At 41.6% G+C, this 12,802-nt stretch carries 8 protein-coding genes and 1 pseudogene; 2 read left to right on the top strand and 7 right to left on the bottom strand.

What is annotated here, in order from left to right; genetic code table 11:
- Positions 1-12: 12 nt before the first annotated feature.
- Genes DWX00_RS18805 through DWX00_RS18790 form a run of 4 tightly spaced genes read right to left on the bottom strand, consistent with a single transcriptional unit; the run spans position 13 to position 6,221 of the window.
- Positions 13-1,521, bottom strand: coding sequence for a hypothetical protein (locus DWX00_RS18805; RefSeq protein ID WP_117762235.1), 1,509 nt, complete (start codon positions 1,519-1,521; stop codon positions 13-15).
- A gap of 17 nt (positions 1,522-1,538) precedes the next feature.
- Complete coding sequence (locus DWX00_RS18800) at positions 1,539-2,438, bottom strand: carbohydrate ABC transporter permease (RefSeq protein WP_117762236.1); 900 nt, start codon at positions 2,436-2,438, stop codon at positions 1,539-1,541.
- Position 2,439: 1 nt separating this feature from the next.
- The gene (locus DWX00_RS18795; RefSeq protein ID WP_117762237.1) at positions 2,440-3,378 is read right to left on the bottom strand and encodes a carbohydrate ABC transporter permease; all 939 of its coding nucleotides are present in this window, start codon (positions 3,376-3,378) and stop codon (positions 2,440-2,442) included.
- A 14-nt stretch (positions 3,379-3,392) separates the two neighbouring features.
- Positions 3,393-6,221 carry an extracellular solute-binding protein gene (locus DWX00_RS18790; protein ID WP_226906430.1) on the bottom strand — a complete coding sequence of 943 codons (2,829 nt, stop codon included), beginning with the start codon at positions 6,219-6,221 and terminating at the stop codon, positions 3,393-3,395.
- A 434-nt stretch (positions 6,222-6,655) separates the two neighbouring features.
- On the opposite strand from DWX00_RS18790, the gene DWX00_RS18785 reads away from it, so the two are divergent.
- A complete protein-coding gene (locus DWX00_RS18785) occupies positions 6,656-7,588 on the top strand; it encodes a helix-turn-helix transcriptional regulator (RefSeq protein WP_118596000.1) in 933 nt (310 codons plus the stop codon).
- Positions 7,589-7,705: 117 nt separating this feature from the next.
- Here DWX00_RS18785 and DWX00_RS18780 read toward each other — a convergent pair whose 3' ends face one another.
- From DWX00_RS18780 to DWX00_RS18770, 3 genes are all read right to left on the bottom strand, one after another.
- Entirely contained in the window at positions 7,706-9,301 is a 1,596-nt protein-coding gene (locus DWX00_RS18780) for a glycoside hydrolase family 43 protein (RefSeq protein WP_117762240.1), read from the bottom strand.
- A gap of 53 nt (positions 9,302-9,354) precedes the next feature.
- On the bottom strand, positions 9,355-11,262 hold the full coding sequence (locus DWX00_RS18775; RefSeq protein ID WP_117762241.1) for an endo-1,4-beta-xylanase: 1,908 nt from the start codon (positions 11,260-11,262) through the stop codon (positions 9,355-9,357).
- A gap of 124 nt (positions 11,263-11,386) precedes the next feature.
- Positions 11,387-12,280: an AraC family transcriptional regulator gene (locus DWX00_RS18770; protein ID WP_117762242.1), complete on the bottom strand. Its 894-nt coding sequence runs from the start codon at positions 12,278-12,280 to the stop codon at positions 11,387-11,389.
- A gap of 177 nt (positions 12,281-12,457) precedes the next feature.
- Between DWX00_RS18770 and DWX00_RS18765 the strand changes: the two are divergent.
- Positions 12,458-12,802, top strand: a pseudogene (locus DWX00_RS18765) (hypothetical protein); the annotation flags it as partial.

The following is a 12,802-nucleotide window of genomic DNA, read 5'->3' as shown; positions in this document are numbered from 1 at the left end:
GTTTTTCATATCCTATTGCTTATAATCTCTAAAGATATCTGCCTGATCAATTTCATGCTTGATCGCTTTTATTTTACCCACCAATAACGGGATACAAAGCACTGCGAATACTATGATAAAAATAACACCGATATGCTCTTCTACCCATTCCTTACGATACTGCTTAAATGCCTTTGAATAGTTTTCATCGTCCCATTTCAGTCTGAAATAATCCAATGCTTCTTCATATTCTTCCTGGCGAAGCAGAGAACGTCCGATACCGATGTATGCACGATCATAGTTACCATTCAACTCCAGAACTTTCTGCCAGCTGTCACCGGACTCAGCATACTCACCTGCCTGAAACTGATCGATCGCCTGATAAATATACTTACCAAATTCCGTAGGTGTAAATATCGCCAGACTGTTGTCCTGTTGATCCAAGACCAGTAAATCATATCCCATATGATCAATGGCGCTTGGAAGTTTGAAATACCCGTCCATATTACCGTTTCCGCCGAACGCAAACAACATACGCCCCTGATCGTCATAAGCAAATAAACGGCCTCTTACTTTATCTAATCCCACATATACATCATTATCAAACGCTGTGATATCTGTGATCAAAGAAGGACCGGAATATCCGCCGCCATCCCCCCAATAGATATCACCAATAATATGCCATTCACCATTTCGGATCAGAATATCGCTTCCCATCATATTCAGGCGGCGAATTGGATCTGCAGTCCCATCCTCCAATGTTGACTTTGTAACATGAGTCGTACATGCATAAATAAATCCTTCATAATCCATATAAATGTTGTCGTATTCGGTTGGTACAAAAGATTCCATCTGTTCTCTTTGTGCCTGTGTAGCAAAGCGCTTCCAGATGTAATCCGTCCAATCATAGGTGACTTCCGTAGCTCCTATAAAACCGGAAAATTCCCCGTCTGCTTCGAATTTGATCAAGCCCTTATTCACATTGGTTGCCACACAATATACACGGCCCGCAGTATCGATCGCAAGCTTGCAAGGCAGGAAACTTAAATCCTGGTCAAAAGTAGCATCCACAGGCTTTGTAAATTCCATGACGTAATTCAGATCCATATCCAGCTTCAATATCCGGCTATTATTCGTGTCAGCAATAAATATGTAACCATCATCTGTAACCGCCACATCCTGCGGAGAGGAAAAGGTTTCCGGTCCCTCACCGCCCTTAAAGCTGTCAATCACACGAATCAATTCCAGAGTCTGGGAGCCGGTTCTTTGAATTTCCAGAATTCTGTTATTACCGGTATCGCAGATATAAATCATATCTTCATACACAAACAAACCGGATGGGGTTTTCAATCCTGTCTCCAGACCAAAATCTACGGCTGAATATACACCAGACACTTCATATGCATCCGGAGAATACTGTATATCTCCCCAGTAATCATAGTTGTACGTATAACCCTCATCTGCATAAACTGCCATAGCGGAGCTTAGTGCTATCATCATACCGATCAGCAGTGCGCTAAGTCTTTTCATTGTTTTTTTCATAACCTGCACCAACCTCCTTAATCTTTCAAACCGGAACTTGCCATTGTCTCCAGGATCTGACTTTCTGACAATATGAAAATAAGGATCGGTACTGCCATAACTACTACCGTAACTGCCGCTGCCTGACCGGTTCTTGCAATACCACCGCTCTGAATCTGCTGCAAAGCATAGACCAGGGTTTTTTTCTCCTCGGAATAAATGAAAGTCGCCGCCTGATTATTCCAAAGTCCCTGTACAGAGAAAATAATCATTGTCAGCCACGCCGGTTTTACATTCGGCATTACGATACTGATAAATACCTTCCACTCATTTGCACCATCAATCTTGGCCGCCTCGATCAGAGACATTGGTAATCCTTCCATAAACTGTTTCATAAGAAACAATCCCATGGGAGACGCAAACGCCGGAATAATAATTGCCCAGTATGTATCAATCCATCCCAATTCGTTGATGATCAAATAGTTGGGAATTGCCGTTATATAACCACTGAACATCAACGCGACTGTAACGAGTTTGAAAAAGGTCTTTCCCCCGGGAAAGTCATACTTCGCCAACACGAAGGCAGCCATGGATGCCAGGATCAGGTGTCCCGCTGTACCTACAACCGTAATAAATACCGTATTGAACACATATCTGGGAAATGTAACCCAACTCTTTCCCATGGTTACAAATAAATCTGAAAAGTTATCCAGTGTAGGATTCTGAGCAAAAACCTTTGGCGGAAACATAAACAACTCATCCAGCGGCTTCAATGCATTGTTAATAGCAAACACTAATGGAAATACCATCATTAATGCTACCAGTATCAAAAAGAAGTAGATGATAAAATCTCCAATCCTGGAACGATTCGGCTGTCTTCTTTTTAATTTTACTAAATTCTTTTTTGTCACATTTGCTTCTTTTTTCTGTTTCTTCATATCAGGTTCCCACTCTTCTTAACATGCTTTGAATTGCCTTATTACACAAAATCATAATCAAAAACAACAAAGTTGCAATTGCAGATGCATAACCCATTTCAAATCGGGAATAGCCGTAGTCAAACAAATGGGTGACAACTGTTCGCGCTGCATAATCTGTACTCGGATAGCCGCAAAGCGCCATGGTTACATCGCAAACACCAAAGGACTGAGTAATGGACATTACCGCGCCAAATAACAACATCGGTTTCATATTCGGCAGTGTGATGTACCATAATTCCTGCCAACGATTTCGAATACCGTCCACATAACCTGCTTCATACTGAGCACGGTCAACCCCCTGCAGACCTGCTACAAAGGAAAGGAAGCCGGTACCCAAACTCATCCATAAAATAACCAGCATACAAATCGGAAGCATGTAATCCGGATCCGTCAGCCAGAGGATCGGCGAATTAATAATACCCATATTCATCAAAGCTGCATTTACATATCCGTATGCGTCGCCTCTGAAGAAGATAGAAAAAATAACGTACGCGTTGCCCGCAATGGAAGGAGCATAGAACACAACAACAGCAATCGTTCGAACCCATCGTGGCAATTCGTTGATCAGCCATGCAAACAGGAAAGAGGCGATATAGCCCAACGGTCCTGTGATAACAGCAATGACAAACGTATTTTTTACACCGATCAGAAATACATCATCCTGTAAAATTAAGTTGATATAATTCTGCAGCCCGACAAACTTGGGAGATTCCAGAATGTTGTAATAAGTAAAACTGTAAAAAATAGAGGTTATAACCGGCAATATGTAAAACAAGGCAAATATTATTGCATACGGCGCCAGAAACGCATAACACATTTTACTCATTTTGGCCTTTTTTATCGCAACCTTCATATTATGCCTGCGCAACATGAAATATCTGCGGATATATTCTTTCATTTCTTACTTACCTCCTATTCCAACGGCAGACCAAACTCTGAACGTTTCTTGGCAATTTCTTCATTAATGGTAATGGTATAATCAATAATTGTCTCTCTCGGATCTTCCTGGTCATTAATAACCTTTCGAACCGCATTTGTTATATGCCGTCCCGTATAGTATCCGCCAGGGATTTCACGAATTCCTACCGTTTGACGCCACTGCTCTGTTAATACTTCAATATCATCTGCAGTCCATGCCAGCTGGCTGAACGCATTTATATTTGCGGTTGCATATCTTGCAGAAGATCCGAGCAACGCTTCAATTTCACGGCCAAAACGTACCTGCGTGTCCGAACTTGCCCACCATTTCATGAATTCCCACGCTCTCTGTTTTGTATCCTCATCATCAGAAGCAATCATCATTGTCCCACTGCCGGTAATAAAGTCGGAACGATCGATGTAAGTATTACCATTTTCATCTGTTTTTTCAGTACCAGGAATTAATGTAAAGTCCCATAAGCCTTTAATCTCCGGCGCAGATACCATCAAGGTATTGTACGTCGAATAGCTCGCAATACCGATAGGCATTTCACCAGAACGGAACCGGCTGACAAAATCAAAATAGGTAGGAATTCCATAATCCGTAAAGAATCTGGTATATACATCAAACGCTTCAACACCCGCTTCATCGTTGATCTCAGCTTTGGTTCCTGCTTCGTTGTACAAATCTCCGCCGTACTGGTATAGCAAACTGAAATATAAGGACAGGTCTGCTGCGTTGGATGCAATCGTTGTGCTGGCGCTTGCGCTGCCGCTGCTGCCTGCCGCCGATGGAATGCCGATGGACATATTGTTGCCCTGAATGGTAGGAAGCATTTCAATCAAATCCTGCCAGGTCTGGGGAACTTCCAGTTCCAATTGTTCCAAAACATCGGTTCTATAGAACATCACATTAAATGTCTGCGTTTCAGGAATCGCATAAATTGCACCGTCGAGGCAATACTGTTGATATGAACTTTCTGTATAGCTACTCAAAACCTCTTGATAATCTTCAAACTGAGTAAGATCTTCAGCTGCTCCACGAAGCGCATAGTTCACAGGCTGGTCAGCTCCGACGGAAAGAACCACATCCGGTCCTCTTCCTGCCATAACTGCACTCAGCAAAGCATTAGCCGCTACAACTTCCACATTGACCTTAATTCCCGTATCAGGAGTAAAGGTATCGTCCACCATGGATTTCAAAATAGTGCCCTGGTCACGACCGCTCAGGATCCAAACCGTAACTACTTCTTCATCATTCTCCTCATAGACATCACCAACCGCATCATAGTCAACGTAGAAAGTTGCCGCAAATGCTTTGATCTCATGCCACATTTTAGAGAAGAAGTTCGCTTCGTCTTTTTCCGGTTCTGTATCTGTGCTGGTAATTACCAGATAATCGATATCCAGTTTCGTTTCACCCATATTCAGAACCGCAGTACCGAGAGAAGTAATATTGTCTTTAAATGTTGTAAACTCTTCCGTAATCTTGTTCGGCTTTTCTACAAATCGCTCCAGCTGCTGCGCAAGAGTCTGCGCCGTCGCAATCTTATCGGCTTTTTGTCCCGTATAAGCAACCATTTCATCTACAATCTTGTAGAGGCGTTTGGATTCCAGATCCATAGCTTCCATCACTTCCGGATATACCTGATCAATATTGTAATCGCGGTATTGATCCGGCGTTGCTCCGGTATATACCAAAAGTTTCCTGTAAATCTGATTCAGACGATAAATAGAATCTTCCAGTTCTTCCAGCAGAATACCGGAACCGCCCAATGTAGCTTCCAGACGAATGGTATGTGTTCCTTCTGTAAGATAAATTTTATACGGATTTCCATCTGCATCTGCGAGAGTCAGATTGTTCCAGTCATTCTCATATTCGAAGGAAATCTCTTCCATTTCTTCAAATGGGATTTCTCCATCGATATATACCGTTCTGGAAGATACACTGCCGCGGGCATAATTCTGTCTTCCCTTAACAGTAATATTGTAATAACCGTCCTCCGGAACCGAAAACTCCCATTCGATCCACTGGCCTGCACTGCACCATGTTTCTCCGCCTACATAATTCAGAATTGTATTCGTCACACTGTATGGCTGAGTGTTCGGCGCCGATTTGTCATATTTCGCATACAGAGATGATTCTGATCGTATCGTCGAATCCTCTCCCTGTACCACCTGCACATAATTAATATTGGTTTCTGAATTTCCTTCCCCCGGACAGTTTGCCAGATATTCTTCGTATGTAACGGAATCATCGATTGCAGCCAGTGTGAGTTTTTTCAAAACCATGGGTTCGTTTACACCTTCCATGGTGATCGTATTCTCTCCGGCTTCAAAATAAAACTGATAAGGATTTATGATATATCCCATATCATCTTTGCAGAAAGTGCTCTGCCATTTGTAAACTTCCACCTGCGAAGGACGAATTTCATTTCCCTGATTGTCTACCTTAGGTTCTGAGGCGTCTGTCCAGGTTCTTGTAAAAATAATGTTTCCCGCATCATCAAACGGAAGTTCTCCATTGATGTATACAGAACGTTCGATCGCAACCCCTCGGGACTCTACTGTTATATACTCCAGATAAAGGTTGTAGAAACCTGCCTCAGGAACATTTACCTTCCAGGTAACCGTGGATTCCGTATCTGTATAAAGAGCTTTCTCTTCCCCCTCATAATTTTCATATACTTCTACGCCTTCCCCTTCCATGTAAGCAAACAGATCCACTTCTATATCTTCGGCAGGACATGCTGCATCTTCATGGGCATTCAAATACTTTGTATATGTACCTTCTCTGACGGCGCCTTCTACATCAGCGCTCAAGTCGACCCCTTCATATTTCTGTTGAAAATTTTCCACCGGTCTCAAGTTCAATAATACACAAATAACAAGTACTATCAGGACACCGATTATAATAATTGCTTTTTTTACAGACCCCTTCATAAATGCCTCCATGACTTCTACTAAAATAATAGTAATAATATATTTGTCTCTTGTATTTGTATTTTACTATGATTTTTAACATATTGCTTCTTAGTTTTTGCTATTCGTTCTTCATCCTTTGCTCACTTTTTGTTCAAATTTACTTTTTATCTATTTATTATTGCCTTATTTGCGTCAAAATGTTACACTTATCTTATAAAATCATTGTGTATTTCATTTCTTTTTTGTGCTTTATTTATAATATTCACCAAATTAGGCGAGCGCCAAAAAACGCAAAATTTAATTATTCTTATTTTGCTATTATAGGAGGAAGTATGACGAAACTTTTTAACGGAAATCATTTAGATCTATACAGTATCAACAGCGATTTTACCGGTTCCAGATATTTCACAATAGATCAGGAAGAAGTAGAATTCCATAACGCTACTACTATACGCATCTGGTTCAATGAACAATCGGCGGACTTCCCTTCCCACTGGCATACCGCCATGGAAATTCTGATGCCGGTTGAAAATTACTACGATGTCATCGTTAACGACAGCAGCTATCACCTGCTGCCTGGTGAAATTTTAGTAATTCCTCCCGGCGAACTCCACGAACTGATTGCTCCGAACGAGGGGAAACGATTCGTTTTCCTGTTTGACATCACTTTAATTACCAAACTGAAAAGTTTCTCCGGCATTCAGTCCCTCCTGGCGCAGCCGCTTTATGTCACTCCCGAAACTTATCCTAAAATTTACAACGACATATACCAGTTGCTTACGCAGATGTGCAACGAATATTTCAGCCAAAAAGAATACAGCGAACTGATCATTTACTCTCTGCTTATCAATTTCTTTGTCAAATTTGCCTACAATCGCATCAACGCAGAAGCTTTGTTTCCAAAGGTTCAATTAGATAAACAGAAAGAATATATACAGAAATTCAACGCTCTCATGACCTACATAGACACGCATTATACGGAAAATTTAGATCTTGAGACCGTTGCCAAATCTGTCGGTTTTAGTAAATATCATTTCTCCAGACTGTTTAAGCAATATACTAATTTCACTTTTGGAGACTACTTATGTTACAGACGCATCAAAGCCGCTGAAGAACTTCTGGCCAACGCTGACCTCTCCATTACCGAGGTTGCTATCCAGGCAGGATTTCCCAGTATCTCCACTTTTAACCGGCTCTTCAAGCAGCACAAAAGCTGCACTCCCAGCGAGTATCGTTCCAAAGAACATACTTTTCATAACCCATAAAGCAAAACACCCCCAAACCCTGCCGCTTGTGCAGATGTTTGGGGGTGTTTTATTTTACGACCGCAGTGCATTTAAAAATTCATTCCTGTGTATCTTTTGTTTTCCATTCGACAAGTATTATCTGTATATAAATTCAGAAAATCCCGCACTGCCTCCAATTTCCTTTGTAGCGTATATGAACAATCCAAACCGACAGCCGGTAAAATGATCCATCTTGAAATACAGCTTCTGGCTGATTCCTATCTGTTTCCAACCTTCTCCTGCATCATAATAGAATCTTGCTTCATCTTTCATGTTTTCAAATTCTGCTTCCACCCTGAATTTCACGTGATCTGTATGGATTTCCACTTCTTCCTGCAGAATGCCTGCCTGCGTGTCCTTCTCCATTCCCTGCAGAGATGCGTTATCCGCCGGGCGGTTCTTCATTACTGCAAACAATTTTCCGTTCTTCTTTGTGACAGCCACAAGACCGTAACATCCCTGTAATGCACAAAGTCCTGCATAATCACCGTCTTTCAGCAAAGAAGCATCTACCGTTACCTCCCCAACACAGCCCGGAAAACGCATTCTCTGCGTCAGGGTATTTTTCGCCTGTGTTACATTTTTGCAGAGCTTATCCGTGGTAATTTCCACTGTTCCAGTCTCGAAATCTCTTTTGATCAGAGACAAATCCGGTTCATGGTTGATCTGCCAGCAGCTTTTCAACCCAAAACTGTCATAATCATACTGTTTCGTCATTCTTCCGGATGCCTTTACCTCTCCATCCACAGAGAAACCGCCCTTAAAATCATCACTCTGTACCAAAGGAAGATATTCATATCCCGGTCTGGTACTTACCGTTTCAAAATCAGCCGGTACTTTTCCGTCCACACCAAACACCGGATAATCCTCTTCCCATCGGATCGGAACCAGTACCGGAATACGCCCCACTGCCCCTCTGTCCTGAAACAACACTGCATACCATTTCCCATCCGGAGTGTCTACAATTCCTCCCTGGGCAACTCCCTGATTACAATATCCCATATCATCATTCAGCACATCGCCGCCTGTGAATTCTCCTTCCAGAGAATCCGACACGAAACATGCCTCCACCCGTTTCCACTCTTTTCTCAGAGAGTGAATAAAGAACAGATAGTATTTACCGTTTATTTTATAAAAATGAGTACCTTCATAACCAAGGCCGGGATGTCCTTCGTCCTTGACAACAATTCTGTCGATACCGCCTTCTTTCGGACCGCTCAAATCCGCATCCAATTCCTGCAGACGAATGTATTTGTTTCCCGATGCTATGTAGACTCTGTCATCATCATCAAACAAAATGGAACAGTCATGATAAAAGCCCTTGATATAACTCTTTTTCCACGGTCCTTCGATAGAAGGCGCTGAATAAATGTATGTTTTCCCGGTATCATTTGCCACAAAACACACATAAAAGATTCCTTTATGATAACGCAGGGAAGCCGCCCACATTCCCTGTCCGTATATATTTTCCTCCCCTTCTATTTTCTGTCCCGGAGTGGAATCCAATACATCATAGACATAGGATGCATGCTCCCAGTTTACCAAATCGTAAGACCGCAGAATTTCACATCCAGGCATAAAGTGCATCGTTGTGCTGACCATATAGTAAGTATTATCGACCCTGATGACATCCGGATCCGGATAATCCAAACGGGTGATAGGATTTATTTCCTGATTTCCTGTATTATTCATAGTTATCTCCTCTCTATATACTGCATAATTCTTTCATAGGAATCCCGTACCAGTTATACGTTGTTCTCAGCACCTGCCGCATTCTGAGAAACAACAGAAATATCAATATCATCCACATAAAAATCAGCGCTTCCGTCCGTTTCCAGATAAAGATTTGCTGAATTTAAATCCTCCGGAATCGTGCACTCTGCCGATACTTCCACCCAATCATCCGAAGCATTTTTTTCTATGAGCTGTTCGGATACCGTTGTATCTAATCCCATTCGGATCTTTTTATCCTGTGTTTTAACAAATGCTGTTATTTTCACAGTTCTGCCAATATAAGAAGACAGATCCATCTTCATGGATGCATCCTGTTCGCTTCTGCTTATTTTAAGAGCATATCCTATTACGGCATCTTCTGTATGATTTTCTGTATTTACCATTGTAATGACCGACTGATGTCCTGTTCCACGGCTGTAAACCCCTACGCTCTGCGGCGTTACTGTTTTCGTTTTACCGTCCTCCACATAGGGTTCAAAAGAAACATGCATATCTTTTGCGTTAACAGCGAGCTTAACCGCTGTCAATGAGAACTCCTCACCTTTTCCGGCCATAACCATCGCTTCAAAAGCGGGTTTCTTTGACAAGTCACCATTGAAAAGCAACGGATTTACATCAGTTCTCCAGGATGCGTCATCGGTCAATCCCCATATTGTGACGGATGTAAGATTTACCCCACCTTTTACTTCCTCTATCAACCTTGCAAAAAAATCATAGTAGAACTTTGCCTGGTAGAATTCTGCATTTGCGTCACTTCCTGTACAACCGACATCCAGCTCCGTGATATGTATTTCATCCACAGCTGCATCATACTTTTCCAGCGCAGTCATATACTGTTCAATATTCTGCGTGTCATCCAGATGACCCTGCATTCCAATTCCATCGATTAGACCATCTCCATATATGGTTCCATCTCCATCCGGGTGAATCACCGGACTGGTAACTTTTTCATGATTTTCATTCCATGGTTCTTCCGTCAGAAAATGTACAATTGCATCGCTACGGGAAACCACCCATTCATTATAGTCGTTATAAAACAGTTTTGGCTGAATAGAAGACAGATCATCCGTTTCCGGATTCAATCCATAAAGGGAAGCATACTGATTGGAATACAGAACTTCTGCTTCTCTTGCGTATAAAAAGCAGTAATACAGATAGTCCGGCCCTATAATCTGATACCAGTAACTATTGCGCAAACCATCCGGCTGACTCTCATCGCATGCTTCGTTTACCACATCCCATGCATAAATAATATCAGCATACCCATTCCGATAAGTGTACTCCAATACTCCATATATATAAGTTTTTAACCTTTCCAGCAAAACTTCACGGCTCACCAGACAATCTTCATCCAGAACATCTGTATCGCTAACCGTCAGGTTTCCACCAGAATATGCTTTAAAATCTTTTGCAAAAATAGATGGATTGACCTGTGCATGCCACACAAGTACATGTCCACGGACTTTTACTCCATTTTCTTTGGCCCAATCCAATAATTCCTCCGCCGCAAAATCAACGGTAAACAACGTTTCCGATGAGGCATCAAAATTGTAAGCCGGTTTGAATTCATTGCCAAACGTAATACTGTTATACATTCTGCTGATTAATGCTTCTTTCTCCGGATTACCGATTTCTGCAAGCTGATTGTTCCAATGGTCAATGGCTTCACAGCCGGTTCCCAGCATAAAATATTCTTTATAAAGTTCATCCAGTTCCTCATAAGAACTGGTATCTGCATATTTTCCTGTGTTGGTTTCTGATTCTTCCTGCATGATTTCCACCCTTTCTACCGTCTCCGATTCTTTTTGTGATGTTTCAGACTCTCCTTTCGTCATCTGTTCCGCAAATACGCCAAAGAGCATCGCAACCGCCGCTGGCAAAATGATCAACATCCACTTTTTGTTTTTTCCTGTTTTCATCCCAAACGCATTTCCCCCTTGTCTTTTAGCATCTCCCACATGATTTTATCTAAAGTGTAACTTTTTTCTTCTTTTTTTTCTTCTTATCACTTGCTAACCTGCTCCCATTTGTTGCTGAATGTTCTTAAATGATGAAAGTACTATTTTTTTCTGTCGTTTTGCGATATTCTGTGGGCGTCATCCTCATGATCTTAAAAAATGCCCGGTTGTAGTAACTGATATTGTTGAATCCACAGGAAAGAGCGATTTCTGTTACTTTTTTGTCTGTCAAAAGCAATTGATTGCAGCTTTGCAGGATACGATATCGTATCAAATAACGAAACGGTGTCATTCCTGTTAATTCCTTAAAGGAACGACAGAACTGCCCTTCACTCAAATGGGCATATTCTGCCAATTCTTCCAAAGTGATATTCTGATGATAGTTTTTGTGTATATAAACAAGGGAATCCGATAACTGATCGGCATTTACATAAAATGCTTTCTTTCCTCCGATTTTGGATATGTGGTGATGAAAAAGCTTATCCCATATCAATAAAGAGGTTCCCCTCATATAGAGTTCTCCTGCCTCCTGGTTTTGAATGATCTGGTTTAAATATGTAAGAATCTCTTTCTGCCAGTCAATCCCCTCCGTCAAAACCGTCGCGAAAGCCAGATTATTATGCAGCACCGGCAGTACATAGGTGTTATAACTGTACGTTTCAGACTCTGGGAACAAGAACATCGGCGATAAAACAAAAGCATAAAACGCCGGCGGGATTTCTGACCGACTATTGGCGTAATGAAGCAGCCCAGGCGGAATAAAAATCCCATCTCCCGCCTGCAGGACATACGATCGATCTTCCATATGAACGGTGATTTCTCCCTGTACCAGCACTAAAAACTCCATTTCATGATGCCAATGGAGATATAACACCGGTTCATGATCCACGGCCGCCTCGGTATAGTGAACCGAATACGGAGCCGCTTCTGTCTGATGTGACATATTTTCATAAAAAGAGTCATTGGTATAAGAATTCATAAAATCTTCTCCCCGGAATTCATATTACAAAAACCATATCACGAATTTTTTAACACATCAAGATTGTGTTAGTTTTTATCAAGAAAAATCAAGCCATCAAAAGTCATCATTGCTATAATAAATTAACAGAAATCCAATGCTGTTACAAATAAGATGAATTTCAAGAGAGGTGTATGCATGGGAAAAATAGTGTTAGAACAGAATCGATTGATCTTTCAGAGAAGAGACGAACTGGTAGTCATTGAAGCATACGGCAGGAACTGTCTGCGAACCAGAGCGACCAGAAATGCCTGTATCTCGGATGAAAACTGGACCTTACTTCCGCCTGCGACGGAAGACAACTGTATCATAGAGGGAAACGAAGATTTTGCCACAATTACCAATGGAGATGTGAAAGCCACGATCGAAGCGGGATTTCCATGGTATGGCGGCATTATCTGTTTTTACCGAAAAGACAAATTAATTTTAAAAACTATAAATGAGCAAATCCAAAATATTGCACAAAAGAAAGACACCCTCTGT

The organism is Blautia sp. AF17-9LB (genome assembly GCF_003479185.1).
GTDB lineage: Bacteria > Bacillota > Clostridia > Lachnospirales > Lachnospiraceae > Fusicatenibacter > Fusicatenibacter saccharivorans.
This window is presented reverse-complemented; position numbering and strand designations above follow the sequence as displayed.

Bases quoted from the DNA above. Each gene is read 5' to 3' on its own strand.
- DWX00_RS18805 (WP_117762235.1), bottom strand. From the start codon at position 1,521: ATGAAAAAAACAATGAAAAGACTTAGCGCACTGCTGATCGGTATGATG.
- DWX00_RS18800 (WP_117762236.1), bottom strand. From the start codon at position 2,438: ATGAAGAAACAGAAAAAAGAAGCAAATGTGACAAAAAAGAATTTAGTA.
- DWX00_RS18795 (WP_117762237.1), bottom strand. From the start codon at position 3,378: ATGAAAGAATATATCCGCAGATATTTCATGTTGCGCAGGCATAATATG.
- DWX00_RS18785 (WP_118596000.1), top strand. From the start codon at position 6,656: ATGACGAAACTTTTTAACGGAAATCATTTAGATCTATACAGTATCAAC.
- DWX00_RS18780 (WP_117762240.1), bottom strand. From the start codon at position 9,301: ATGAATAATACAGGAAATCAGGAAATAAATCCTATCACCCGTTTGGAT.
- DWX00_RS18775 (WP_117762241.1), bottom strand. From the start codon at position 11,262: ATGAAAACAGGAAAAAACAAAAAGTGGATGTTGATCATTTTGCCAGCG.
- DWX00_RS18770 (WP_117762242.1), bottom strand. From the start codon at position 12,280: ATGAATTCTTATACCAATGACTCTTTTTATGAAAATATGTCACATCAG.